Raw genomic sequence first — 24,670 nt, 5'->3', positions numbered from 1 at the left:
CCATCTGGAGGAGAAAATGAACATTCAATACATCGAGGATCTCGCGGCGGGCCAACGATACGGTTCGGGGCGGCTGACCGTCGCGCCTGAACGGATCAAGGCCTTTGCTGCCGAGTTCGACCCGCAGCCCTTCCATCTCGATGAAGCCGCCGCCCGCGACACACTATTTCGTGGACTGGCTGCGAGCGGTTGGCATACCGCTGCGCTGACGATGCGCCTGCTGGTCGACGGCGAATTCCGGCCCGCGGGCGGCATCGTCGGCGCGGGCTTCGAGGAGCTGCGCTGGCCAAGGCCGGTTCGCCCTGGCGATGAACTGCATATCGAGAGCGAGATACTTGAAGTGCGGATTTCGAAATCGCGCCCCGACCAGGGCGTGGTGAAGGTGCGTACCACAACCTTCAACCAGGCCGACGAGCCAGTGCAGGTTTTCACCGGCAACCTGATCGTCCAGTGCCGCCCCGCAGCCGCCGCGCAGGCAGAGGCGTCATGAAGATTCTTGTACTCGGTGCCGGGGGCATGGGCGGCTACTATGGCGCGCGCCTGATCGAGGCAGGCGCGGATGTCACCTTCATGTTGCGGCCCGGCCGCGCGCGGGCGCTGGAACGGGTTGGCCTGGCCGTGCGTAGCGAACTTGGCGACTTCCATCGCCCGGTAAAGATGGTCCTGGCCGGTCAGGTCGGCGCGCAGTTCGACGTGGTACTGCTGGCATGCAAGGCCTACGACCTTGCCGACGCGATCCGGGCCATCAGCCCGGCCGTTGGCCGGGACACTGCGGTATTGCCTCTGCTCAACGGCCTTGACGCCTATGACCGGCTCGACCAGTGCTTTGGCAGGCAACGCGTGCTGGGTGGAGTCGCATACATAGCGACAACGCTGGCGGCGGATGGAACCGTCGTGCACGCCGGCCGCATGGACCGGCTGGTAGTCGGCCCGCGCGCCGCGCAGGGGTCGGCATTGGCCGCGGATTTCCATGCGCTGGTGTCCAGGGCGGCCGGTACGCGTGAGCTATCGGGCGCCATCGGGCAGGAGCTGTGGAACAAGTGGGCCATGATTGCCGCCGGCGCAGTGATGACATGCCTGATGCGCGGGACCGTGGCGGACATCATGAAGACCCAGGATGGCCGTCGCCTGATGCTTGACGCGATTGCGGAGTGCCGCACGGTGGCGCAACTGTACGGCCATGCCATCCCTGAACCCGTTGTCGCTGCCATGCAGGCCCGACTGCTGGACGAAGCATCGACCTGGGCTGCCTCGATGATGCGGGATATAGCGCGGGGCGCCCCACGCATAGAAGCCGACGCCATCGTCGGCGATCTCATCAAGCGCGCAGCCGGGTACGGGCATGAGCTTCCGTTGAGCCGTGCGGCATATTGCCACCTGCAGGTCTATCAGCGCCAGCGCGCTGCGCACCAGACGGCTGGTTGAGCAGCCTTCGCCCATTCATGGAAATCACCAATCACGACATGACTACCTTTTCCTCCCTGTTGCAGCGCACGGAAGGCAGCGTGCTGGTCCTTGCCATCAACAATCCGGGCAAACGCAACGCCATCGCGGCGGATCTCTATGACAATATCCGCGCCGCACTGGCCAATGCAGCAGAGGATCCGGCGATTGGCGCGATCGTGCTGACGGGGGCCGGCGACTATTTCTGTGCGGGCGGCGACCTGGAATTGATCAGCAAGCGGCGCGAACTGACCTACGAGGAGCGCATCGAGAAGCTGGGGCATCTGCACGACGTGGTGTGCAAGCTGCGCGACTTTCCCAAGCCGATCGTCGCAGCGGTCGAAGGCGGTGCGGCAGGTGCGGGCTTCTCGCTGGCACTAGCCTGCGATTTGCTGGTGGCTTCCGCCGGCACAGCGTTCTCGATTGCCTATGTGAAGGTGGGGCTGACACCGGATGGCGGCATCACCGGCCTGCTGGCGCAGAGCCTCTCGCGGCAGGTGCTGACGCAGTTGGCGTTGACTGGCGACCGCATCACGGCCGAGCAGCTGCAGCACTTCGGCGTCGTCAATCAACTGGTTAAGGCGGGCCAGGCCGGCGCGGCGGCGATCGCGCTGGCGGCGCGGCTTGCCCAGGGCCCGCAGCAGGCGCTGGGATCAATCAAGGCGCTGTGCCGCCATGCGCACGAGCGCTCGCTCGATGAGCAACTCGAGGCTGAACGGGGCGCGATGGCCGTGGCCCAGGGCAGCGCCGAAGCCGCGGAGGGCATTGCCGCTTTCCTGGGGAAACGTCCTGCGGATTTTGCCAGCTTGCGCCGCGGCGATCCGGCATAGCCGCGGCACAGGCGGGCTGACCGCATTACCACCGGGTCTTATTGCCCGGCCAGCCTGAGGCTCTTGGCAATGCGGGTCAGCTTGGCGTGTTCGTTGCTCAGGAAGGCTTGCGCCTGGGCCATGGTCATCGGCTCGATCGCGCGCTGGAGATTGACGGCGCGCCGGGTACGGTTTTCCGGGCTGCCCACCCACGCATTCATGGCCTCCACCACCCGTGCCGTCACGGCATCCGGTGTATTCGGCGGGGCCAGCACGCCCGCCCACTGGCTGTACTCGAAGTCGGCCAGGTCCTTGTATTCCGACAGCGCCGGCACATCGGGCAACGACGGATGCCGGGCCTTGCTGGCGACACCGATCGGCCGGAAGCGGCCGGCCTTGATCATCCCGTAAGTCGGACCTCCCATGGGAATGAAGGTCAGGTCTACCTGCGCACCGGCAATGTCGCTGGTGACCGGCGCCGCGCCCTTGTAGGGGACTTCCAGGAAGCGTGCGCCGGTGCGGGCCTGGAAGTCGGCCCCGACCAGGTGGGGTCCCGAGCCAGGGCCCCAATGCGCCAGCGACAGCGGGCGGTTCTTCGGGTTCTTCGCGTAGGCAATGACTTCGTCGACGTTCTTGAACTGCAACGAGGGATTCGACACCAGGATGAAGTCCGAAATCCCGCTGAAGCCTGCCAGCCTGAACTTCTCCGGCGAATACTTCGCCGATGCGATGGTAAGTGGCGCGACCAGGAAGTCGATGCCGGTCGTGCCCAGCAAGGTGTAGCCATCGTTGGCACCGCGCAGCACGTTCATGGCGCAGATCGATCCGCTTGCGCCGGGAAGGTTGTCGGCAAGAACGTTCTGCCCCAGGCTCCTTTTCATCACGACGGCTGCCGCGCGGATCGATTCGTCCGCCGGACCCCCAGCGGGAAATGCGACCTTGACGACGATCGGGTTGCCCGGATAGGGCGCTTCAGCCCGCAGCAAGGACGGCACAAGCATTGCCGGCACGGCGCCGCACGCCGCCTGCAGCAGGCGCCGGCGCGAAAGCTGGATAGTCATGGTTGTCTCCATTATTGGTTCTGCAATCCGGCAGCTCATACCCGTGGTGACGGATACGTCGGGGTGAGGCGCTGCCGGCCAGCACTGCCTCTGGCGAGGCCCTGCTTCGGTGAACGGGCTATTCGTAGACCACCGCGTATTTGATGGTCAGCGTCGAGAACGCCTTGCCGATGGTTGCCACCGCGATCTCCCGGTCTTCGTTGCTCAGGGTGGCGGGCAGCACCAGCGTGGACAGGATGCCCTGGTCGCCCCGGTCTTCGATGCGGATATCAACCAGGGGCACCGGCGTATCCGCGTTGACCTCGGCAAGCATCTGCCGCTGCGCCCGCAGTACTGCGTCGCTGCGCAGCGTGTTCTTCTGGATCTTGCCGACGGCAGTCTTGGGGATGGCGTCGACCAGGTAGAACTGCTTGGGCACGGCGGCGCGTTCCGGGATCACCTCGTAGGCGTAGTGCTTGATGCGGCCGAGCGGGAAGGTGCTGCCCGGCTTGAGCGCGATGTACGCGACCGGCAGTTCACCGGCATGCGCGTCAGGCAGGCCGACCGCGGCGGCATCGAATACCTCGGGGTGCCGATACAGCGCCTCTTCGATCATGCGCGGATCGATATTGTTGCCGCCGCGGATGATCAGGTCCTTGGCCCGGCCGGTCAGCCAGAAGTAGCCATCCTCGTCCACATAGCCCAGGTCGCCAGTATTGAACCAGCCGCCTTCGAACCAGATGCTCTTGTTCTGCTCGGGATTCAGGTAGCCGGAGAAGACATTGGGACCGCGCACCACCACGATGCCAGGTTCGCCCGGCTCGCATTCGCGCTGGATGTGTCCAGCGGCGACCTTGACGACCTTCATCTCCTGGTAGGCCATGGGCAGGCCGATGGAGCCGATGCGCCGCTGGCCATAGCGCGGGTTGGTTGCACTGAGCGCGGTGCCTTCAGTCAGCCCATATCCCTCGAAGATCATCGCGCCGGTCTTTTGCTCGAACGCCTCGGCGACGGCCACCGACAGCGGCGCCGTACCGCAGCTGGCCGCCTTGAGGGAGCTGATGTCGGCGTCGCCGATCGGAATATTCAGCGCCATGTTGACCACGCTGGGGACCATGCCCAGCGCGGTGACCCCGAAGTGATCGACGATCTGCCAAAGATTGCGGATCACCGAGGGATCACGCCAGCCGCTGGACGTCAGCAGCACCACCGATGCGCCGCGGGCCAGCGGCATCAGGCAATTGGTCAGCACCCCTGTCACGTGGAACATCGGCACCCCGCAGACGCGTACGTCCTCGGGCTGCACGTCGATCTGCATGGCGCTGACCCATGCCATCGACACTTCGTTGCCATGCGTGTGCAGCGCCAGCTTGGGCGTGCCGGTGGTGCCCCCGGTATGGAACATCGAAGCCGTATCCTGCGGCGAGAACACCCGTCCGCTGTCAAGCGCCTCGTCATCGAAACGGTCAACGCTGGCGTCGAGGTCGAAGATGCCTTCCTCGCTTGCCTTACCGCCGCCGGCCTTGATCCAGTGCTTCACGTCATGCAGTTCACGCCGCACCAGCATGGCCTTGTTCCAGGCTTCGATATCCGGGTCGGGGCCATAGGCGATCACCGCCTTGGCTCCGGCATTGCGCAGCAACGCCGCGATAATCTCGGGCTCCAGCATCCAGTTGACCGGGCAGGCGATGCCGGTCGCTTCGCTGCCCCAGATCGCGTACTGGGACTCTGGCGTCACGGGCATCAGCACCCCGATGACGTCATCCGGCCCCAGGCCAAGCGAGTGCAGCAGGTTGGCGGTTTGCGTGATGCGTCCGAACATCTGCGCATGGGTGATGGTGACCGACCTGGCCAACTCGTCGCCGGAGGTGAAGTAATGCAGCGCCGGCGCCTCGGGCGCACGATCGCGCGCCAGGCGCAGCAACTCGTAAGTGCTGTCGGGCAGGCGCCGGTCCGAAAGCGGTGTCTGCTCGAAGCGCCGGATATCGGCAAGCGCGGTCACTGTCAGCCGGGGGCGGTAGGGGTCTGGTTGCGCGAGGGTGGTCGCAGCCTGCACACGTGTGTTGAGCTGGGTCATGGTCAGACTCCGCGGTAGACCGGACGGCGCTTGTCGAGGAACGCTGCGCCGCCTTCGTGCATGTCTTCCGTGCTGAAGAGCGTGGCAAAGGCCAGCTGTTCCAGCATCAGCGCCATATCGAGCGTGGCATCCTGGCCGTTGTTGATCATCAGCTTGGCCATCGCGATCGAGTGCGGGGACTTCTCGGCAATACGGTGCACATAGGCCTTCGCCTCTGCCAGCAATTCGCCCGCAGGCACCACCTTGTTGACAAGGCCGATGCGGTAAGCCTCGTCCGGCTTGATGATTTCGCCGGTAAAGATCATTTCCTTGGCGCGCGTCGCGCCAACCAGCCGGGTTAGCCGCTGGGTACCCCCGCGTCCCGGTATCAGGCCAACGTTGGTTTCGGTCTGCCCGAGCAGGGCGTTGTCCGCAGCCACGCGCAGGTCGCACGCCATCGCAAGCTCGAGGCCACCGCCAAAGCAAGGCCCGGCAATGGCGGCGATCACGGGGATGGTGCTGTGGTGGATCAGCGCCCACAGGTCGGGCGCGCCGCTGGTCGGGACGAAGGCTTCAATCGGACGGCGCGCCAGCATTTCAGGGATATCGCCGCCGGCCACGAAGGCCTTGGTGCCACCCCAGAGAACGATCCCTCGGACCGTCCGCTCGGTCATCAGCGACGACAGCGCCGCGTAAAGGTCGGTGCGCAACCCGGTGTTGAGCGCGTTGTACTTTTCCAGCCGGTTCATGGTGACGACGGCGCAGGGACCGTCGCGGTCGATAAACACGGTGTCGTATTCGGTGATGTCGGTCATCGGTGTCTCCGTTGTCTCTCTTGGATGCTTAGTGGATGAACTCGAACAGGCCTGCCGCGCCCATGCCGCCGGCGGCACACATGGTCACGACGCCATACTTGGCTTTCCGGCGACGTCCTTCCAGCAAGATGTGGCCGGCCTGGCGCGCGCCCGTCATGCCATACGGGTGACCGACGGCAATCGCGCCGCCGTTGACGTTGACGCGCTCCAGCGGCAAGCCAAGCTGGTCAATGCAATACAGCGCCTGGCAGGCAAAGGCTTCGTTGAGTTCCCACAGGTCGATGTCATCGATGGAAAGCTCGTTGCGTTCGAGCAGGCGCGGGACTGCGCGGACCGGGCCGACGCCCATTTCGTCCGGCTCCACCCCAGCGGTGGCCAGGCTGACGAAGTAGCCCAGCGGTTCCAGGCCACGCCGTTCGGCCTCGCGTTCGGACATCACCACCAGCGCCGCGGCCCCGTCAGACAACTGGCTCGAATTGCCGGCCGTCACCTGGTAACCCTCGCCCTTCACGGCAGGCAGAACGCTCAGTCCTTCCAGCGTGGTGTCGGCACGGACACCTTCGTCCGCCTCGAGCAGGAACTCCGCCGTCGACGTCTCTCCGGTCACCTTGTCCTTCACCGACTTGACCGTTGCCAGCGGAACGATTTCCTCCGCGAAGCGGCCGGCCTTCTGAGCTGCCACAGTAAGTTGCTGGCTGCGCAGCGCGAACGCGTCGGAGCGCTGCCGCGACATGCCGTAGCGCTCGGCGAGGATTTCGGCCGTATCGATCATGTGCAGGTAAACATCGGGGCGATTCTTGGCCAGCCACGCTTCCTGCTGGGCAACCTTCAGCGTGACCGGTTGTGACAGGCTGATCGATTCGACGCCACCCGCCACCATTACCGGCACCTTGTCGATCAGCACACGCTGTGCGGCAAAGGCGACTGCCTGCAAGCCGGATGCGCAGAAGCGGGTCAGCGTCGTGCCGCTGACGGACACCGGCAGGCCCGCGCGGATGCCGCCTTGCCGGGCGACGTTGCCACCGGTGGCGGCGATGGGCTGGCCGCAGCCGAAGATGATGTCCTCGACTTCCGCGCCGTCAATCCCCGCACGCTGGACGGCATGCTGAATGGCATGGCCCGCCATGGTGGCGCCATGGGTCATGTTGAAGGCGCCTCGGGTGGCTTTGCCGATCGGGGTGCGGGCAAATGAAACGATCACTGCACGAGACATGGGTTCTCCTTTGGCGTGGATGGGGCCGGCGTTCGAAGTCGGCCGTATCGAATATAGACAGTGGATACATTGGGGCGTGCGCCGGGGACTGGAACGAAGGTGGGCAGGGTTGAAAGGGCTGGACGCCTGGCCTGCCTTGCTGCGCTAGTCGCGTTCGGCGCTGGTGCTCGGTGTATCCACTGTCTACATCCTAGGATTGCGGTCTTGGCCGCGTCAAGAAGTCTTTGGGCAGTTTCGGGTTTACCAGCCTGTTCCTTTACGGGCACTGCAGTGCCAGCCAGATGAGCGAAAGGGCTTTCGTTGCTAGGGTTACCACTAGGCGTAAATGGCTTCCCGTTCCTTGACGCTCGCCGACGCGCTCCCTACGATATAGACGCTGGATAGATTGGCGTTCGGCCATGCGGTGACGAAGCGGCGCAGACGTTCGCGGTTCCGGGCCGGCCGCTGTGACGGAAGTAGCAGAAACCGAAAGGGGAAAACATTGGAATTCACTGGCGCACAGGTAATCAAGGCTTCCAGGGCAGAGGTCTGGAAACGGTTGAACGATCCGGCGACATTCCAGCGGTGTTTGCCGGGATGTGAGCAATACCAGCAGGGAGATGACGGAGACTATGACGCAGTCATCGTAGCGGCCGTCGGACCGATCAAGGCACGCTTCAAGGGCACGGCCCGATTTACCGGCCACCAGGAGGGCATCGGCTATCACATCGAAGGCAGCGGCAGCGGTGGCGTCGCGGGATTCGGCAAGCTGGGCGCCGATATCCGTCTGGAAGACGTCGAGGGCGGCACTTCCCTGCACTACGTGGCCGCAGCGCAGATGGGAGGAAAGCTCGCACAGATCGGGTCCCGTCTGGTGGGATCAGTGGCGAACAAGTTCCTGGCGGAGTTCTTTTCCCGCTTTGAAAAGCTGGTAAGCCAGGAGGCAAGTCCGGGTGGTTCGCTGGCAACTTCCGCTGAATGAGCTCGGCGGTTCTGGGAAGAACACCGGAATTTTTTTTGCCCCTTTAGTATGACGATCGTAATACTATAGGCACCACGGGTGCCGATGCTGAAGGTGCTAACGGAGACACAGAGGCGACTGTGAAAATTGAAAACACCATCAATGGCGTAACAGGTACCACCGAGATAGAGCCAAGGCGGCTGCTGGTGCACTTGTTGCGGGACCAGAAACGCCTGACCGGCGTTCACATCGGTTGCGACACCTCCCAGTGCGGAGCCTGCACGGTGCTTGTCGACGGGACGAACGTGAAGTCGTGCACCGTACTTGCCGCCCAGACTGACGGCTGCGAGCTTCACACGATTGAAGGCATGGAGCACGACCACACGACAGCCGTGCTCAAGCAAGCCTTCAACGAACTTCATGGCTTGCAGTGTGGCTTCTGTACGCCAGGAATGCTGCTTGCGGCACGAGCGCTGCTTGCGCACCAGCCTGCGCCGGCCGAAAGCGATGTCAGGGAAGCGCTGCACGGCAACCTGTGCCGCTGCACCGGGTATCAGAACATCGTCGATGCTGTTCTTCTTGCCGTGACCAGGCTGCAGCGAACGCCGTCCGTCACACATGAGGAGGCCTGAGATGAGCGAAGCACTGAGCGGAAGTGCAACGAAGTACATTGGCAAATCGGTCAGGCGTCGTGAGGACAAGCGGCTGATGAGCGGCCAGGGCAGGTTTACGGATGACCACCAGTTCCCGGGCATGGTCTTCGCGGCCTTCGTCAGGTCGCCCTATGCCCATGCCGTTGTCAGCGAGATCGATAGCTCGGCCGCACGCGCGCTTCCCGGCGTGATCGGGGTTCTGACCTATGCGGACATCCAGGGCAAGGTTGGCGACATCCGGCCGAACTGGGTCGTGGGTAATTCGAAGGTGCCGCCGCACCCTCCGCTTGCGGCCGGGCGGGTGCGGTACGTAGGGGAAGCCGTGGCGATGGTGGTGGCCCAGACCCGCGAGATTGCCGCGGACGCTGCGGAACTGGTCGCAGTCGGTTACGAAGCGTTGCCACCTGTCGTCGATGCGGAAGCAGCACTGTCAGACACCGCGCCCCAGCTTCACGATAACGTGCCCGGCAATCGCATCGGCGTATTCCGGCTCAAGGGCGGCAGCTACGAGGATGCATTGAAACGGGCCGACCGGGTAGTCTCGATCCGGCTGGTCAACCAGCGGCTGATTCCAAGCCCGCTCGAACCGCGCGCCTTGTGCGCGAGCTTCGACCCGGTCGACGAGCGCCTGACGTTTATCGTCCCGACCCAGGTTCCGCATATGTCGAGACGCTGGCTGGCGGAGACCCTGCGCTGGCCCGAGCACCGGGTCCGGATCGTGGCGCCCGATATCGGTGGCGGATTCGGCGCAAAGATGCACTTCTATGCGGAAGAGGTGCTGGTGGCGTTCGCCTCCAGGCATTTCGGGCTTCCGGTGAGCTGGACGGAGACGCGCAGCGAGAACTTCGTCGCGACCACCCATGGCCGCGCGCATACCGAGTATGTGGAGGCGCCCGTCACCAACGACGGCAAAGTGCTGGGGATCCGCTTGCGGTCGTTCGCCAACCTCGGCGCCTACCTGTCGAATATGGCGACGGGGATCCCTACCATCAATACGGTCAACTACATCACGGGCAACTACCAGATAACGTCAGTCGACGCGGAAGTGAATCTGGTGACAACCAATACCACGCCGGTTGATGCCTATCGCGGCGCCGGACGGCCAGAAGCCGCATACATCATCGAGCGGCTGATGGACGCTGTAGCGGGGGAGCTGGACATGGATCCGGTCGAGTTGCGGCGCCGCAACCTGGTGCAGCCCGATCAGTTTCCCTATTTGCCGCATGACGGCGCGCGCGGCAAATGGGACTCCGGCGACTACGAAGCCTGCCTGAACAAGGCGACCGAGCTGATCGGCTACCGGCGCTGGCGTGAGGAGCAGGTGGCGCTGCGCGAACAGGGCAAATACATCGGCATCGGGGTGACCTGCTATCTGGAGCTGGTCGGCATGGGCATTTCGCCGATGCTGGAAAAGGTCGGGTTCAACCGCGGCGGCTGGGAGAGCGCGCATATCCGCGTGCATTCCGACGGCAAGGTCACGCTGTTCAGCGGCTCGATGCCGCAAGGCCACGGCCATGCCACCAGCTTCGCGCAGATCGTTGCGGAAGCCTTGCAACTGCCGATGGAAGATATCGATGTCGTGCAGGGTGACACCGACCGCGTGCTGGCGGGTCATGGCACGTTCAATTCACGCTCCATGCCCGTAGGCGGCAGCGCTGCCTATGTGGCAGCGGGCAAGATTCTCGCCAGGGCAAGTCGGATCGCCGCCTTCATGCTCGAAATCCCGGAAGAGGACGTGCACTATGCAGATGGCCATTTCTCGAGCACGGCAAATCCGACCGTCATCCCGTTCTCGCAGGTCGCAAGGATGGCATACCTTGCGCACAAGCTGCCCCGGGATTTCGAAGCAGGGCTGGATGAGCGCGTCTTCTATGAGCCGGCCGCCCTGGGAGCGCCGAATGGCTGCCATGCCGTGGTCGTGGAGGTCGATGCGGAGACCGGGGTGGTGACGATCCTGGACTATGTGGCAGTCGACGACGTGGGCGTGATGATCAACCCGATGCTTTGCCATGGCCAGATGCACGGTGGCATCGCACAGGGCATCGGCCAGGCCCTGTTCGAAGAAGCCGTGTACGACGACTCCGGGCAACTGCTGTCCGGCTCGCTGCTTGACTACGGCTTTCCGCGTATCGAACAGATCCCCCGCATGCGCACCGGCTTTCATGTCTCTCCGGCGCCGTCGAATCCGCTCGGCGTCAAAGGCATCGGGGAGGCGGGCTGCGTCGGTGCGCCGCCCGCGGTCGTCGCGGCGGTATGCGATGCACTGAAGCCATTTGGCATATCCCATCTCGATATGCCGCTGACGCCGCCGAAAGTCTGGCGAGCCATCCAAGAGAGCCGGAGCGCGACATGATTCCGTACGAAGTCGAATACCTCAGGGCGAGCAGTGTGCAACAGGCACTTTCCATCCTTGCCCAAAACCCCGAGGCGAAGATCCTGGCCGGGGGGCATACGCTATTGCCGATGATGAAGCTGAGGCTGGCGAGGCCTGGACTGCTGGTGGATATCGGTCGCCTGCCTGAACTTCGTGGCATCGTGGTCCATGAGGACTCCGTTTCCATCGGCAGCGCCACGACCCACGCCGAACTGGAGGCGAGCGCGGAACTGAAGCGGCTGGCCCCGCTGTTCCCACTCGCCGCCACGGTGATTGCCGACCCGACAGTCAGGAACCGTGGCACGATCGGTGGCGCGCTGGTGCACGCCGATCCGTCGGCCGACTGGCCGGCGGTCGCGCTTGCGATGGATGCCGAAATGGAAGTGGCAGGCGGGCAAGGCAGCAGGCGCATTCCCGCGCACGAGTTCTTTGCCGGCTTCATGTCCACAGCCGTTGAGCCGGACGAGGTCCTTACGCGCATCCATGTGCCATTGCCGGCACCGGGCCGGGTTGCATACCGCAAGTTCCGTCATCCGTCGTCGGGCTATGCGGTGGCTGCGGCGGCCGTTGCCATCAACGTTGCCAAAGATGGCTATAGCTGGGGACGGATTGCCATCACTGGCGTTGCGGATGCGGCATTCCGCGCCTGGGAGGCGGGGGCTTTGCTGGAAGGCAGCTTCGCCGACCTGCCGGACAAGGTCGATGCCATTGTCGAAGCCGCGTTCACCAACGTGACGCCGCTGGAGGACAACTTCGCCGATGGGGCATACCGGTTGCAGCTTGGCCGGGTGATGCTGAAGCGGGCGCTGGTCGATGCGCTGGAGCCGCGCCGCGGAGACTGAAACTCCGGGGGAGGCTTACGCCTACGCTGCGCTGCGTGACCTCGCCTTCGGCTTGCTTGCGGCGGCACCGGCCGCCGCGGCCTTGTTCTGGCCTGCTGCCAACAGGCCGGTCAGCACGAATTGCTGTACGCTCTGCCGCCATTGGGCCAGCGCGACGCGTGGGCGCGGGCTGGGTCCGGTCGGCTTGGCACTGAAGAACATGCTCACACCGTGCATAGCCGACCACGCGCAGCGCACCATCATGTCGTCGAACTGCTCGGCAAGATTGTTTTCCCGGAAATAGTCCTGGACTGCACCCGACAGGAGCTGGTAAGACGCGCTGCCCGCCTCCAGCAGTTCGGGGTACCTCTCCTTGTCCTCGATCTGCGGCCCGAACATCAGGTAGAAAAGCGCGGGATGCTTGACGGCGAACTCGATATAGCCGTCCATGATCGTGAGCAGCCGCGCCTCGGCGCTCATCTCCGGCGAGAGCCGGGCCCGCCGCACCGCGACCAGTTCACGGAATCCTTCGGCGGCGATGGCGGCAAGCAGGCCCTCCTTGTCGGCAAACTGATTGCGCGGCGCGCCGTGCGAGACCCCGGCCAGCTTTGCGGCGGAGCGAAGGGTCAGTCCATGGACGCCCTTGATGGCCAGGATTTCCCGGCCACAGCGGATCATTTCTTCCCGCAGGTTGCCATGGTGATAGCTTTGGCGGGCCGGGCGCGTGGTGGAGGTGGTCATGAAATGGCGGGTCGCGATGTCGTCAGGCCTCCATATTAGCGCTAACCCATCCGGTGACCCGCGGACGGCAACTGGCAGCTACCGCACCTGGGCGTCGATGACCTGGACGTCTTCGAAGGGGATCGGCGATCCATCGGGGCGCGTCAATGGTGGCGCCACGATCTCGTTTCCCGTGTGCTTGTCCACGAAAAGCTTGGCGCGCCGCTTCGGTTCCGCCACCCATCGCTCTGCCCACGCCTTGAGGCTCAGGTAGGTCGGCAGGAAATCGCGTGCGCTGTCGCTCAGGAAGTAGGCGCAGCGTGTGCTGCCTTCGATCGGCCTGCGTATCAGCAGGCCATGATCGGTCATTGCCTGAAGCCTGGCGCTCAGGATGTTGGAAGCAATGCCGAGCTGGCGCTCGAACTCCTCGAATCGCGTCGCCCCGTAATACGCTTCACGCAGGATTAGGATGACCCAGCGCTCGCCCAGCACCGCCGAGGCATGTGCAACGGGACATGGCATCTTGAGAAAGCGGGATTGGCTCATATCGGCTCCGGCGCTGGTGCAAGGGCGGCCGCACTACAGGGACGTCTGGAGTGCGTCCAGTATCTCGGTGGATAGCGCTTCCGAGCGCACGGAGCGCGCCAGCACCATGCCGCCGACCATGGCCGCCAGCGTGACAATGGCGTCCTTGCGTGCTGTCTCATCATCGCCCCCTGCAATGGCTTCGATGAGCGATGTCACGCGCGCCTCGAAGCGCCGCCGCGTCTTGGTATCCAGGCGCGACACATCGGCACCGAGCGCCGCGATGGCGCAACCCGATCCGGGATGGTCGCGGTGCCTTTTGTTCACATACGCCTGCACGACGGCTTGCCGGCGCTGCCTAGGCGATGCCACCGACGTCGCTTCTTGCAGGAGTTCCATGGTCTGGTCGAAAGCTGCGTCGATGGCCTCGGCAACCAGGGCGTCCTTGGACTCGAAGTGCGCGTAAAACCCCCCATGGGTCAGGCCGGCGCTCTTCATCAACTGGGCTACGCCGATGCCGTTGACACCGTGCTTGCGGAATTGCGTCGAGGCAGCCTTGACGATGTGCTTGTGGGTTTCAGCCTTTTGGTCGAGTGAGTAGCGCATGATCAGGTGACAGGAAGAGTCGGGCGTGTGTGTCTCTGCAATATATAACATTACGATCATCATTGCATCAGGGGCTTGCCGCGGGGTTGTTGGTCGCGTCGTTACATGTGGGGGCCAATGGGCGGGCGCGCGCCACGCGGTTCACTAGGGATAGCACCAAGGCAGCAGCAGCGTGTTCCTCCTTGACCATGCCGGTCCGCCTGACTAGCATGTAGACGCTGGATATATCGGTGGGTGTGGCAAACGCTTGACTGGGAGCGGCATGGGAGCGTCATGGCCACTGCGGCCGTTCGCCATGTGATATGACGACCATCATTTCATGGGCGCTGCCTTGAAAGGGAGGGAGAGGAACGCGAGGGCGGCGCGCAAGGTTCACGAGCAGAGAAGACCATCAACGACATGGAGCCACGTGCTCAGATAATGGAGACAAAGCGCATGAAACCACAGCAATCCAGCTCGCCGGGGACCATAGATGTCCAGGCATTCATCGACAACCAGAGATTCTCGCCCTATCAATGGATGCTCCTCATCGTTTGCTTTCTGGTGGTGGCGGCGGATGGCTTCGACACGGCTGCGATCGGCTATGTGGCGCCATCGTTGACCACGGAGTGGGGCGTTTCGAAGCTGGTGCTGGGCAATGTGCTGAGCGCTTCGCTGGTTGGCCTTGCGCTCGGCGCGCTGGTCGCCGGACCCTGTGCGGACCGGTTCGGACGCAAGCCTGTGCTCATCGTATCGGTGGCGGCCTTTGGTCTGTTCAGCCTCGCCACTGCGTCCGCTATATCCGCTGCAGAGCTGTCCTGCTGGCGCTTCCTGACGGGTATGGGGCTAGGCGCCGCGATTCCCAACGCGACCACGCTGCTGGCCGAGTATGCCCCCGCCAGGCGTCGGGCCTTCCTGGTGAACAGCATGTTTTGCGGCTTTACGCTTGGCGCCGCGGGCGGTGGCTTCCTGGCGGCGGTCATCATTCCCGCTTTCGGATGGCGCAGCGTGTTCATCGTCGGCGGAATAGTCCCCCTGGTCCTTGCCATCATTGCACTTGCACTGCCGGAATCGATCCGGTTCATGGTGCTGCGCGATTGGCCGGCGCAGAAGATCAAAACGGTGTTGAGACTGCTGGCAGGTTCCGCGGAAGTCCACGCGTCGCGGTTTACCTTGCCGGATGATCAGGCCGACAAGTTGCGCTCGCCGCTCGGGCTCATCCTGTCGCCAGAGTATCGGATGGGAACGTTCATGCTCTGGACCACCTATTTCATGGGTGTACTAGTCTTCTACCTGGTCACCAGCTGGATGCCGACCCTTGTCAGGGAAGCCGGTGCGACCCTGGCCGAGGCCTCTTTGATCGCTGCGCTGTTCCCGCTCGGCGGCACGCTGGGCGCCATGGCTTGCGGCTGGCTGATGGATCGCATCAATCCCCATTGCGTCATCGGCTTCGCCTATTTCTTCACCGCCGTATTCACGCTGGCGATGGGACACGCGACCAGTGGTGCATACCTGGTGCTGCTGACGCCGATCGCCGGGCTGTTCATGGGGGCCGGCCTGGTATCCATGCCCGCGCTGGCGGCTTCGTTCTATCCGACCCAGGGCCGTGCCTGCGGGGTAGGTTGGATGCTTGGAATGGGGCGTTTCGGTGGTGTCCTCGGAGCCGTTTCCGGTGGCACGCTGCTGCAATTTGGCCTGGGCATGAGCTCGATCCTCAGCATCCTCGCCGTGCCATCCTTGCTTGCGGCCATCGCGGTCGCCGCGAAGGGAAGGGCGGGCGCGGCGAAGCCGTCGGAGCAAGCAACCGTTGCCAGCGAAGCGTGATCTGGCGCCTGGCCCCGGGTTATTGACTGGACCTCAGCTTGCTACGCTTGACCCGGGGCAGCGGATGCAGGCTGGACGGCAGGAAGAATCATGGAAAGCGTGGATCTCGAAGTCTTGAGAAGCAGTGTTCGCTGGGACGAGCAAGGACACCGTTGCCTGTTGTTGACGGTCGTCCATACCTGGGGTTCGTCGCCACGGCCGGCCGGCGCGATGCTGGCCGTGCGCGACGACAGCCTGGTAGTGGGTTCGGTGTCGGGCGGCTGCATTGAGGACGACATCATTGACCGAACCCGCCGCGAAGGCATTCGCTGCGGTAGTCCCGAGGTGATCCGGTACGGCGTCAGCGCCGAGGAAGCACACCGGTTTGGCTTACCCTGTGGCGGAACCATCGAATTGGTGGCGGAGCCGGTATCTGCGGCGAGCGGATTGCGCGAACTGCTGCAGGCGGTGGAGGGCGGCCGACTGGTGACACGTACGCTCGATATCGCCACCGGCATTGCGACGCTTGGGCCGGCGGCGGCCGCTGACGGCCTGACCTTTGACGGCAAGTCGCTGTCAACCATCCATGGGCCACGCTATCGCATGCTGGTGATTGGCGCCGGGCAGCTTTCGAAGTATCTCTGCGAGATCGCCGTCGGGCTCGGCTTCGATGTGACGGTGTGCGATCCGCGCGAAGAATATACCGAGTCCTGGGCCGTTCCCGGCATTGCCATGGTGCGCACCATGCCGGATGACACGGTGGTGGAGATGGCCTTGGACGAACGCAGTGCGGTGGTTGCGCTGACACACGACCCCAAGCTCGACGACCTTGCGCTGATGGAGGCGCTGCGCACCCGGGCCTTCTACGTCGGTGCGCTGGGCTCGCGTCGCAACAACCAGGCGCGGCGCGAACGCTTGAAGGAATTCGACCTGACCAGCCAGCAACTGGCCCGTATGCATGGCCCGGCCGGCATCTATATCGGCAGCCGTACGCCGCCGGAAATCGCCATTTCGATCCTTGCCGAGGTGGTGGCAGCGCGCAACCGCGTCCGCTTGCCCGATGACCTGAGGGTCGAACGTTCCAAGTCCGTACGGGAGGCGCCGGCAGATACCAGCGGCGCATGTGGAATATCGGTCAATGGGTAACGGCGCCCCGGCGCCTCGCATGCAGTTGTGGGGGTAGCGCCCACACTGCTTTTTGTCGCCACCAACCGGCCGCGGCCTCGCGCTGACGGCCGCGGCCTGTCGGATCAAGTGGTGGCCGCGGGCGTGTTCGCGCCGCTGTCGTTCAAATCCGCGGGCGTCATCTCGTTCGCATCGGCAGGCATCGTGATCCGGTACCAGATGGCATACATCGCTGGCAGGAACACCAGCGTCAGCACCGTGCCGGCGAAGGTGCCGCCGATCAGCGTGTAAGCCAGCGTTCCCCAGAAGACTGAATGCGTCAACGGAATAAAGGCCAGGATAGCCGCCAGCGCGGTCAGGATCACTGGCCGGGCACGTTGCACCGTGGCTTCGACAACAGCGCAGTGTTCGTAGGCACGGCGCACGCGGGGGAAAGGGGCGAGGCTGAACGCCGCACGCTGCGCATTGGCGACTTGCGGAACCAGGCAGCAGTCGGCCAGGGTGGGCGCGTTGCCGACACACCAGCCACCGTCCGCGGGCAGCCACGGCTCCAAGGCGCCGAAGCCGGCCGTGAGCCAGTGTGCGACCCATTCGGCTTTGTCAGCGTCGGCAACACCAAGGCGGGCACTGAGATACTTCTGCACGCGCATATTGTTCAACGGGTGCAAGTCACAGGCGATGGTCAGCGCGAACTCCAGTACACGTATGCGAGCAGGACCATCGGCGGGAATCAGCCGGCACAGGCCATTTGCGATCGAGATGGTCGATGATCGCCAGTGATTGCGGCTGTGTATTGCTATGTATCAGGAACGGCAAGCGATACTTGCCCATACAACATCACCACAACGGGCGGTTGGCGTGTGATGAAATGTGGAGACTATCCTCGCGATCGCTCTGCCTGGCCCGCGTATCGAGGCAGCCCATCTATGAAAAAGGACAATGTCATGCGCCACAACCTGAAGTACTTTTCGGCGGTCGCCATTGCGGCGACATTCTGTATAAGCGCATCCGCGCAAACAGCACAGGATGCTGTTCGGCCACCTGCCATTCTTCCACTCAACGGCGAGCCAGCGCCTAAGCTGATAGCGTACCCGGCACTTGCCGAGCCGCTTGCGCGCGGTGTAGTCATCGTCCAATTCCGGACGGAGAACTTCCGCGTCATGCCCGTATTTGGCAAGCAGGCAGTTGATATCTCGCCACGCATCGGGCATTTGCACGTAACAACGGACGACGTTCGTGGCACTTGGGCACATACGAGTGAAGACCCGATCATCGTCGTCGGGCTCACGCCGGGGCCGCACAAGCTTCGGCTCGAGCTGGCTGACCCGAGTCACAAGATCCTGGCTACCGAGGTGGTTGCCGTCACTGTCCCAGATCTGAGAGTTTCGAAACCACATGAGCATTGATGTATTGTGCACCCGCCTGTCTCAGGCGGGTGCACGGACTGCTTCAATGACGAATCTGCTCCAATTCGCCCAACGTAAACTCGCACGGTACCTGGAAGGGTTGCTTGCTAACGAGCGATGTTAATCTGTGCCTTGGTGGTGCGGGCTGCCGGCGCTTTCCGCGAGCTCTATCTCCATTCTTCTGAAGCCGCTCAGGCCGAGGCCGCCCCAGAGCCTAATACAACGAGGATGTTTACGGTTTGCCAAGCCATGCATCGCGCTTTAGAGGGCGCCCGTGAGCCCGACTGAGTGGATTTTCCCTGGGTCTCCGGACACGGACACCCCTTTGGTTGATAACCCCATTCTGCGCCTGAACTCTCTCGGTGGGCGGTAACGCACTGTGGGGGTGCTGCTCGTTGTAATGCTCAAAAGACTTTCGTACACCGTGCCAAAAGTGCCACGACGGCGACAATAAAGCTGTGATCCCGCCACGTGCTGCCTGGATAGTGGCTGCTACGGTTGCGACGTCGTGTTGACGATTGATCCTGCCCATACCGGTGGCCGCCGTTCGCGCCAAGGACATGCCGCTTCCAATTGTGCGGCCAGACGGAACAGCGTGTGCTCCCGCCCGAAGCCAGACATAAAATGCGAGCCGATTGGCAGATCCGATTGAGGGTCGATGGAAAGCGGCACTGACATTGCTGGCGTTCCCGTCACGTTCGATAACGCGGTAAACGGTGACTGGCTAAGAACGTGCGCAATCCAGTCAAGCCCATCGACGGATGTTCCTATCCGGTTGTATTCACCAATCCGAGGCGGAAGTCTGGGTAACGTCGGTGTCAGCAGAATGTCGTAGTTTCCGAAGAACCGCCCCAGCGCCCGTGTGACGGTATTCCTGACCTGCAATGCCGACAGGAGCTCTACGGCGCCAACCTCAATGCCGTATCGATAGAGCGCGAGCGTTGCCGGTTCGAGGTGCTTTTCATCCACTGTTCGTCCCGTGGCTGCGGCAATGTCGTTGATCCGGAGCGCTGCGTTGGCAGCCCAGATTTTCGCATTGCATTGCACAAATGCGTCCCAGCTCACACCTAAGTCTGGCGCTACTTCATGGACATGATGACCCAGGGACTCGAGTGTCCTGGCCACCTTGCTCAAGGCATCCGCAACCCCCGTGTCAGTACGCGCGGCACTGAATGGATTCATCATGAACCCGATCTTCAGATTTCCCGGCTGCTGTCGGATCTCCGACAGATAGCTGTCTTTGGGTGGGGCAATGTAGTAGGGCTCGCCCACGCCGCCGCCGTGGATGCCATCAAGCAGCGCTGCACTATCGCGCACCGTTCGGCTCACGGCAAAATGCACGCCCAGCCCGTTCCATACTTCGTCCACGTGGGGCCCGTTCGACACGCGTCCCCTGGTCGGCTTCAGACCGAACAGCCCGTTGCAGGCGGCCGGCACCCGTATCGATCCGCCGCCGTCCGTCGCATGCGCAATCGGAACGATACCGGCGGCCACCGCCGCTCCCGCACCGCCGCTCGATCCGCCCGCGCCATGCTGCAGACTCCAGGGATTTCTCGTCGGGCCGTACAGCACGGGTTCCGTCGTCGTGCTAACCGCCAGTTCTGGCATGGTTGTTCGCCCGAGCGTAATCAGGCCTGCCTGACGGAAGCTCGTCATTACGTACGAGTCTTCCTTTGCGACGGTTCCCATCGCCAGGCGACTGCACATTTCGCTCCTGCGTCCCTGCATGGTGACGCCGAGATCCTTGAGGAGAAATGGCACGCCACCTAGGGGTCTCGGATCGACACTCACGATGCCAGCTGACTGTATCTCCACCTCTTCGGGCCAGTAATCGAGCACAGCATTTACTTGGGGATTGACGGCCTCGATGGCAGCCAATGCGGCTAGCGCCACTTCCATTGCGGTCACTTCTCGCGTGGCGATGAGGTGATGCAGCCCCATGCCGTCAAGGGCGGTGTATTCGGCGAGTTTCATGTGACGTTCTCTTTCAGGGAGACATCGGGAGAGCGCGCATCGCAAGGGTTGCGTGTCTGACCGCAGGCAATGAAGGAGGTTGTCCCGCATCGCCCCCCGGCTGCTTCATAGTCGATTGCCTAGTGGCAGGCGGATCACTAGCCATAGGAATTTACTTCGCTTGACGCACGCTGGCCGGCATGGGCGACTCGTGGCGAGGCGCAGTATCGCCCCTGGGCTTCAGGCGCAGGAACATGATGATGAATGCACACATCAGCAACATCGCCGCCATCAGCAGGAACCCGGGGTAGATGCTGCCGCTCACGGATTTCGACCAACCGATGATGGTTGGGCCGAAGAAGCCGCCAGACAGGCCAATCGTATTGATCAGGGCAATGGCTCCTGCTCGTGCGTTGCCCTTGATGTACGCGGGCGGAATCGCCCAAAAGACGATGTTGGCCATCCACATCAGGCCGGTAGCGACGGTAACGCATACCAGTGTCACTGCGAGATTGCCGTCGGCGAGGTACCAGGCAATGAAGCAAAGACTGCTTATGGCAGCCGGCACGGCGATGTGGATTCGACGCTCTTGACGCCTGTCGGAGCTGCGGCCGCCGAAGAAGATGGCAAACGCCGCTGCCACATAAGGAATCGCCGCATACCAACCGAGGGTCTGTGTGCTGGTGACGCCGGCGGATTTGATGATCGTCGGCAGCCAGAAGCTCAAGGCGTAGATCGGCGCGATGATGCACAGATAGGCTACCGCGAGGATGTACACCTTGGGATCACGCAGTACCATGAGAAACGATTCGTGCCGCCGGTCTGTAGCCGTGTTCGTTTCCGCGGCTAGCGCGCGCTTCTCCGTGTCGTTGAGCCATTTCGCGTTGGATGGGTCATCGACGAGCAGGAAGTAGGCCGCGACGCCAAGCACGAGGGTTGGGGCGCCTTCAATGAGAAACATCCATTGCCAACCTGCGAGGCTGGCCGTACCGGCGAAGGCCGTCATGATCCACGCCGACAGCGGCCCGCCCACAATTCCGCTGAAAGGACCCGCAAGCCAAACCATCGAAATTGCGCCGGCGATGCGGCTCGGACCATACCAGCGCGACAGGTAGAACAGGACGCCCGGCGCGAAGCCGGCTTCGAAGACGCCCAGCAGAAAGCGCAGGGCGTAGAACACCGGGACGCTTTTGACGAACACCATGCACATCGAGGTAATACCCCAGAGCACCATGATTCGGCTGAAGGTAAGCCGGGCGCCAACCTTGGGCAGCAAGAGATTGCTTGGTACCTCGAACAGGACATAGCCCACGAAAAATATTCCTGCCCCGATGCCGTAGGCGGCGTCGGAGAAGCCGAGGTCGCTCTGCATCTGAAGCTTTGCAAAGCCTACGTTGACTCTGTCCAGATAGGCGAACATGAAGCCGATGAACAGCAGTGGCAGCAGGCGCATATCTACTTTTCGATCGAGGGACGCACGGTCGGCCCCGCTCCCCGAATTTTGGTCCTTTTGAGACACAGACCTCTCCTTTGATTGGTGTGTATGGCGTCGCCACGGTGCGCAGCGGCGCCGGCATCCGTGGCCGAAATGGTTCTGGCGTCATCGCCTGGCAACTTCGCTTCGTGTCGACAAACACTTCACGGTGGCCGTGTGTCCGATGGCTGCCAGTGTGCGGCGTGCCGGGGTCGATATGGACGTTGGAACGGGTTATAGTTGTTCCGACATGATCGCGAGGATGGCGTCGCAGAGAACTTGCGCCCCAGCCGCGACATCGACTTCGCGCGCGTTCTCGGCCTCGTTGTGGCTGATACCCTTTTCGCAAGGCACGAAAATCATCCCAGTGGGAATATGTTGTGCGGTGTACTTGGCGTCGTGAGTCGCGCCGGAAACGATGTTCAGGAATTTCATGGCCCGACCGCCTGCGGCCCTGCGCACGGTTGCCACCACGCGGTCGTCGAACGTTACCGGCGTGGACCTCAACAGAACCTTCGCTGACACCGGGCAGCCTTCGATCTCGCCAGCGCAAAGTTGAAGGATCGTCTCGCCGGCACGCCGGAGGGAATCGGGGTCGGGATGCCGCAGATCGATATTGAATGTCACCCTGCCTGGCACGGTGTTGGGTGATCCCGGATAAACCTCCAGCCTTCCGACGGTGAAGCGCAGAATATCCTCGGGGTCGTCTATCGCGGCGCGAATGTATCCGATGAGCTTGGTCGCGGCCACCAATGCATCCTTGCGATGCCGCAGCGGTGTCGTGCCCGCGTGGGCCTCGGCGCCTAGCAGTTGGATCTCGTAGGCATGAAGTCCTTGAATGCCCGTGACAATGCCCACATCGCATGCCTGGTTTTCAAGGACGGGGCCCTGCTCGATGTGGGCTTCGATATAGGCAAAGCCGCTCATACCAAGCGGGCGCTCCTCCAGAACCGGAAACTCGGCGATCTGGGCCTTCAATGCGCGTTCCACATCGATCCCGCTGACGTCCTTGATGGCCAATGCGTCGGCCAGCGGCAGCGCGCCGGCCGCAACGGCGGAGCCCATCGTGGGGGGGGGGAACCTTGATCCCTCCTCGTTCATCCACACAACGAGCTCGATCTGGCGTTCGGTCTCAATGCCGTGATCGTCAAGCGTCTCGAGTACCTCGAAACCGGCAAGCACGCCGTAGACACCGTCGAATCTGCCTCCGGTCGGCTGGGAGTCAAGATGTGAACCCGTCAATACCGGACTGAGGCCCGGATTCCTTCCGGGGCGGCGGATGAACAGATTGCCGATCGGGTCAATCGACGTCTGATAGCCTCGCCTGGATGCCCACTGGAGCAATAACATCTTGCCCTGGGTGTCTTCCGCGGTGAGCGCCTGGCGGTTGACACCGCCTTTGGCCGTGGCGCCGATCCTTGCCATGGCGCAGACATGTTCCCAGAGCCGCTCGCTGTTGATGCGGGGACCGACGGGGGTAAGAGAGGAGGACGGAGTGGGGGCGTTCATCTGGCTGCTTGCCTGGTTGTGTGGCTTCGGGTGTGCACTGGTTACCGCGCTGAAGAACCTTGAGAGTTCATCTGCACGCGATGTTTGATTTGATCTGATGCCTCAGTCCAGTTCGACGCAGACTTCGATCTCCACGCAGGCTCCCAGCGGAATCTGTGCGACACCAAATGCCGACCGTGCATGTTTGCCGGCATCGCCGAACACGTCGACGAACAGCTCCGATGCGCCGTTGGTGACCAGATGCTGCTCGGTGAAGTCGGGCGTTGAATTGACCAGGCTCATGACCTTGACGATGCGTTTGACGCGATTCAGGTCGCCGGTGTGGGCCTGTAGCGTCGACAGCAGATCGATCGCGACCGCGCGGGCCGCTGCGCGCCCCTCGTCCGCCGACATCGTGGCGCCGAGCTTGCCAACCCACACGTTGCCGTTCTTCTTCGCAATGTGGCCGGAGAGGTAGACAAGGTTGCCGCTCTGCGCGCTCATGACGTACGCGGCAGCCGGCGCGCCTGCGGGGGACAGCTCGATATCGAGTGCTTTTAGTCTTTGGTGGATATCGTGTGATTGCATGATGCTTGTCGATGGAGGGCAAGATGACTGGCGCCACGGGGAGTCATCGCGAGTCATGTGGCGCCGGCGGGCCGGTTTCAGTCCGGCATCGGTTCGCGGCCGAAGGCCTCGAGTTCCCGCACCAGGGACTGCGCGGCCAGTTCGACCAGTGCGCGGCCTTTCTCGCGCGTTGCCAGGCCTGGATCGGAACCGATGCGTCCGTCCGGGAAGCGGGCCCGGAAGTCGAGGGCTTCGCGGATCGGGCCGGTCGGCGCAATGGGCGGGGCATAGTCGGCCGACTTGACCGAATCGGGAAAGGCGTACTGCGTGATCGCAATTTCCGAAGGTGTGGCATGTGAGCCGTGGCCGGTCGGGAACTGGTCTCGTGCCAGTTCGCCCACACCTTCGAGATCCCACCAGTTGCAGACTTTCAGTGCGAAGCCGGCACGACGACGCGCAAAGCTTGCTTCGGCGTACAGCTCGGAGAACGCGGCATCAATCGACGAGACATTGCCGCCATGGCCGTTCAGGAACAGGATCTTTTCGAAACCATGCACCACCAGCGAGCGGGTCCAGTCGCCGATCGCGGCGATGAACGTCGACGGGCGCAGCGAGATGGTGCCGGGAAAGCCGAGGTGATGCTGTGCCATGCCGATGTTAAACGTGGGGGCCACGAGGATATCGGCGGATTTTTCCGATTCACGCGCAATGATTTCGGGACACAGCCAGTCCGTACCCAGCAGCCCTGTGGGACCGTGCTGTTCGTTGGAGCCGATCGGCACGACGATCGTGCGGCTGCGCTTGAGGAACTGCTCGATTTCGGACCAGGTGGAGAGATGTAGAAGCATGACGACTCCTTG

At 63.0% G+C, this 24,670-nt stretch carries 23 protein-coding genes; 10 read left to right on the top strand and 13 right to left on the bottom strand.

The window, feature by feature from the left end; translation table 11 throughout:
* The first annotated feature begins 16 nt into the window (after positions 1-16).
* The 3 genes from I6H87_RS17410 to I6H87_RS17400 are packed head-to-tail and all read left to right on the top strand — an operon-like array spanning position 17 to position 2,273.
* Positions 17-490 (top strand): MaoC family dehydratase, encoded by a 474-nt coding sequence (locus tag I6H87_RS17410; protein WP_010810246.1) that lies wholly within the window; start codon positions 17-19, stop codon positions 488-490.
* Positions 487-1,425 carry a 2-dehydropantoate 2-reductase gene (locus tag I6H87_RS17405; RefSeq protein ID WP_011615251.1) on the top strand — a complete coding sequence of 313 codons (939 nt, stop codon included), beginning with the start codon at positions 487-489 and terminating at the stop codon, positions 1,423-1,425. Before I6H87_RS17410 ends, I6H87_RS17405 begins: the two co-directional genes overlap by 4 nt.
* 38 nt (positions 1,426-1,463) lie before the next feature.
* Complete coding sequence (locus I6H87_RS17400; RefSeq protein WP_041687741.1) at positions 1,464-2,273, top strand: oxepin-CoA hydrolase, alternative type; 810 nt, start codon at positions 1,464-1,466, stop codon at positions 2,271-2,273.
* A 38-nt stretch (positions 2,274-2,311) separates the two neighbouring features.
* Here I6H87_RS17400 and I6H87_RS17395 read toward each other — a convergent pair whose 3' ends face one another.
* From I6H87_RS17395 to I6H87_RS17380, 4 genes are all read right to left on the bottom strand, one after another.
* On the bottom strand, positions 2,312-3,313 hold the full coding sequence (locus tag I6H87_RS17395; RefSeq protein ID WP_011615253.1) for a tripartite tricarboxylate transporter substrate binding protein: 1,002 nt from the start codon (positions 3,311-3,313) through the stop codon (positions 2,312-2,314).
* 118 nt (positions 3,314-3,431) lie between these two features.
* On the bottom strand, positions 3,432-5,369 hold the full coding sequence (locus I6H87_RS17390) for an acyl-CoA synthetase (protein WP_011615254.1): 1,938 nt from the start codon (positions 5,367-5,369) through the stop codon (positions 3,432-3,434).
* A 2-nt stretch (positions 5,370-5,371) separates the two neighbouring features.
* Entirely contained in the window at positions 5,372-6,163 is a 792-nt protein-coding gene (locus I6H87_RS17385; RefSeq protein WP_011615255.1) for an enoyl-CoA hydratase/isomerase family protein, read from the bottom strand.
* 28 nt (positions 6,164-6,191) lie between these two features.
* Complete coding sequence (locus I6H87_RS17380; protein WP_011615256.1) at positions 6,192-7,376, bottom strand: acetyl-CoA C-acyltransferase; 1,185 nt, start codon at positions 7,374-7,376, stop codon at positions 6,192-6,194.
* Between the two features lie 481 nt (positions 7,377-7,857).
* Between I6H87_RS17380 and I6H87_RS17375 the strand changes: the two genes are divergently transcribed.
* The 4 genes from I6H87_RS17375 (at position 7,858) to I6H87_RS17360 (ending at position 12,185) form a co-directional block, all read left to right on the top strand.
* On the top strand, positions 7,858-8,337 hold the full coding sequence (locus I6H87_RS17375; RefSeq protein WP_011615257.1) for an SRPBCC family protein: 480 nt from the start codon (positions 7,858-7,860) through the stop codon (positions 8,335-8,337).
* 119 nt (positions 8,338-8,456) lie between these two features.
* Positions 8,457-8,948, top strand: a complete 492-nt coding sequence (locus I6H87_RS17370; protein ID WP_011615258.1) for a (2Fe-2S)-binding protein — start codon at positions 8,457-8,459, stop codon at positions 8,946-8,948.
* A gap of 1 nt (position 8,949) precedes the next feature.
* Entirely contained in the window at positions 8,950-11,322 is a 2,373-nt protein-coding gene (locus tag I6H87_RS17365; RefSeq protein ID WP_011615259.1) for a xanthine dehydrogenase family protein molybdopterin-binding subunit, read from the top strand.
* Complete coding sequence (locus I6H87_RS17360) at positions 11,319-12,185, top strand: FAD binding domain-containing protein (protein WP_011615260.1); 867 nt, start codon at positions 11,319-11,321, stop codon at positions 12,183-12,185. Before I6H87_RS17365 ends, I6H87_RS17360 begins: the two co-directional genes overlap by 4 nt.
* Positions 12,186-12,206: 21 nt before the next feature.
* On the opposite strand, the gene I6H87_RS17355 is transcribed toward I6H87_RS17360, so the two are convergent.
* From I6H87_RS17355 to I6H87_RS17345, 3 genes are all read right to left on the bottom strand, one after another.
* Positions 12,207-12,905 (bottom strand): TetR/AcrR family transcriptional regulator, encoded by a 699-nt coding sequence (locus I6H87_RS17355; RefSeq protein ID WP_011615261.1) that lies wholly within the window; start codon positions 12,903-12,905, stop codon positions 12,207-12,209.
* Positions 12,906-12,983: 78 nt separating this feature from the next.
* Positions 12,984-13,430 (bottom strand): winged helix-turn-helix transcriptional regulator, encoded by a 447-nt coding sequence (locus I6H87_RS17350; protein ID WP_011615262.1) that lies wholly within the window; start codon positions 13,428-13,430, stop codon positions 12,984-12,986.
* Positions 13,431-13,463: 33 nt separating this feature from the next.
* Positions 13,464-14,015 carry a TetR/AcrR family transcriptional regulator gene (locus I6H87_RS17345; RefSeq protein ID WP_035818789.1) on the bottom strand — a complete coding sequence of 184 codons (552 nt, stop codon included), beginning with the start codon at positions 14,013-14,015 and terminating at the stop codon, positions 13,464-13,466.
* A gap of 435 nt (positions 14,016-14,450) precedes the next feature.
* Here I6H87_RS17345 and I6H87_RS17340 point away from each other — a divergent pair, with 435 nt between their 5' ends.
* Entirely contained in the window at positions 14,451-15,818 is a 1,368-nt protein-coding gene (locus I6H87_RS17340) for an MFS transporter (RefSeq protein WP_011615264.1), read from the top strand.
* A 90-nt stretch (positions 15,819-15,908) separates the two neighbouring features.
* Positions 15,909-16,943, top strand: a complete 1,035-nt coding sequence (locus I6H87_RS17335) for an XdhC family protein (RefSeq protein ID WP_011615265.1) — start codon at positions 15,909-15,911, stop codon at positions 16,941-16,943.
* Between the two features lie 104 nt (positions 16,944-17,047).
* Here the strand turns inward: I6H87_RS17335 and I6H87_RS17330 are convergent, their stop codons facing one another.
* On the bottom strand, positions 17,048-17,572 hold the full coding sequence (locus I6H87_RS17330; RefSeq protein ID WP_011615266.1) for an efflux RND transporter permease subunit: 525 nt from the start codon (positions 17,570-17,572) through the stop codon (positions 17,048-17,050).
* A gap of 294 nt (positions 17,573-17,866) precedes the next feature.
* Here I6H87_RS17330 and I6H87_RS17325 point away from each other — a divergent pair, with 294 nt between their 5' ends.
* A complete protein-coding gene (locus tag I6H87_RS17325; RefSeq protein ID WP_011615267.1) occupies positions 17,867-18,328 on the top strand; it encodes a DUF6130 family protein in 462 nt (153 codons plus the stop codon).
* 492 nt (positions 18,329-18,820) lie between these two features.
* Here the strand turns inward: I6H87_RS17325 and I6H87_RS17320 are convergent, their stop codons facing one another.
* The 5 genes from I6H87_RS17320 to I6H87_RS17300 all read right to left on the bottom strand — a co-directional run bounded on the left by I6H87_RS17320 (position 18,821) and on the right by I6H87_RS17300 (position 24,658).
* Positions 18,821-20,302 (bottom strand): amidase, encoded by a 1,482-nt coding sequence (locus I6H87_RS17320; RefSeq protein WP_011615268.1) that lies wholly within the window; start codon positions 20,300-20,302, stop codon positions 18,821-18,823.
* A gap of 151 nt (positions 20,303-20,453) precedes the next feature.
* Positions 20,454-21,800, bottom strand: coding sequence for an MFS transporter (locus I6H87_RS17315; protein WP_041687332.1), 1,347 nt, complete (start codon positions 21,798-21,800; stop codon positions 20,454-20,456).
* Between the two features lie 189 nt (positions 21,801-21,989).
* Positions 21,990-23,264: a M20 family metallo-hydrolase gene (locus I6H87_RS17310; protein WP_011615270.1), complete on the bottom strand. Its 1,275-nt coding sequence runs from the start codon at positions 23,262-23,264 to the stop codon at positions 21,990-21,992.
* A gap of 102 nt (positions 23,265-23,366) precedes the next feature.
* Positions 23,367-23,831 (bottom strand): RidA family protein, encoded by a 465-nt coding sequence (locus I6H87_RS17305; RefSeq protein ID WP_011615271.1) that lies wholly within the window; start codon positions 23,829-23,831, stop codon positions 23,367-23,369.
* A 77-nt stretch (positions 23,832-23,908) separates the two neighbouring features.
* The gene (locus tag I6H87_RS17300) at positions 23,909-24,658 is read right to left on the bottom strand and encodes a creatininase family protein (RefSeq protein WP_011615272.1); all 750 of its coding nucleotides are present in this window, start codon (positions 24,656-24,658) and stop codon (positions 23,909-23,911) included.
* Positions 24,659-24,670 lie beyond the last annotated feature (12 nt).

This window comes from Cupriavidus necator (genome assembly GCF_016127575.1).
GTDB lineage: Bacteria > Pseudomonadota > Gammaproteobacteria > Burkholderiales > Burkholderiaceae > Cupriavidus > Cupriavidus necator_D.
This window is presented reverse-complemented; position numbering and strand designations above follow the sequence as displayed.

Coding starts and splice junctions, on each gene's coding strand:
- I6H87_RS17410 (WP_010810246.1), top strand. CDS start 17: ATGAACATTCAATACATCGAGGATCTCGCGGCGGGCCAACGATACGGT.
- I6H87_RS17405 (WP_011615251.1), top strand. CDS start 487: ATGAAGATTCTTGTACTCGGTGCCGGGGGCATGGGCGGCTACTATGGC.
- I6H87_RS17400 (WP_041687741.1), top strand. CDS start 1,464: ATGACTACCTTTTCCTCCCTGTTGCAGCGCACGGAAGGCAGCGTGCTG.
- I6H87_RS17395 (WP_011615253.1), bottom strand. CDS start 3,313: ATGACTATCCAGCTTTCGCGCCGGCGCCTGCTGCAGGCGGCGTGCGGC.
- I6H87_RS17390 (WP_011615254.1), bottom strand. CDS start 5,369: ATGACCCAGCTCAACACACGTGTGCAGGCTGCGACCACCCTCGCGCAA.
- I6H87_RS17385 (WP_011615255.1), bottom strand. CDS start 6,163: ATGACCGACATCACCGAATACGACACCGTGTTTATCGACCGCGACGGT.
- I6H87_RS17380 (WP_011615256.1), bottom strand. CDS start 7,376: ATGTCTCGTGCAGTGATCGTTTCATTTGCCCGCACCCCGATCGGCAAA.
- I6H87_RS17365 (WP_011615259.1), top strand. CDS start 8,950: ATGAGCGAAGCACTGAGCGGAAGTGCAACGAAGTACATTGGCAAATCG.
- I6H87_RS17360 (WP_011615260.1), top strand. CDS start 11,319: ATGATTCCGTACGAAGTCGAATACCTCAGGGCGAGCAGTGTGCAACAG.
- I6H87_RS17355 (WP_011615261.1), bottom strand. CDS start 12,905: ATGACCACCTCCACCACGCGCCCGGCCCGCCAAAGCTATCACCATGGC.
- I6H87_RS17350 (WP_011615262.1), bottom strand. CDS start 13,430: ATGAGCCAATCCCGCTTTCTCAAGATGCCATGTCCCGTTGCACATGCC.
- I6H87_RS17345 (WP_035818789.1), bottom strand. CDS start 14,015: ATGCGCTACTCACTCGACCAAAAGGCTGAAACCCACAAGCACATCGTC.
- I6H87_RS17340 (WP_011615264.1), top strand. CDS start 14,451: ATGAAACCACAGCAATCCAGCTCGCCGGGGACCATAGATGTCCAGGCA.
- I6H87_RS17335 (WP_011615265.1), top strand. CDS start 15,909: ATGGAAAGCGTGGATCTCGAAGTCTTGAGAAGCAGTGTTCGCTGGGAC.
- I6H87_RS17330 (WP_011615266.1), bottom strand. CDS start 17,572: ATGCGCGTGCAGAAGTATCTCAGTGCCCGCCTTGGTGTTGCCGACGCT.
- I6H87_RS17325 (WP_011615267.1), top strand. CDS start 17,867: ATGCGCCACAACCTGAAGTACTTTTCGGCGGTCGCCATTGCGGCGACA.
- I6H87_RS17320 (WP_011615268.1), bottom strand. CDS start 20,302: ATGAAACTCGCCGAATACACCGCCCTTGACGGCATGGGGCTGCATCAC.
- I6H87_RS17310 (WP_011615270.1), bottom strand. CDS start 23,264: ATGAACGCCCCCACTCCGTCCTCCTCTCTTACCCCCGTCGGTCCCCGC.
- I6H87_RS17305 (WP_011615271.1), bottom strand. CDS start 23,831: ATGCAATCACACGATATCCACCAAAGACTAAAAGCACTCGATATCGAG.
- I6H87_RS17300 (WP_011615272.1), bottom strand. CDS start 24,658: ATGCTTCTACATCTCTCCACCTGGTCCGAAATCGAGCAGTTCCTCAAG.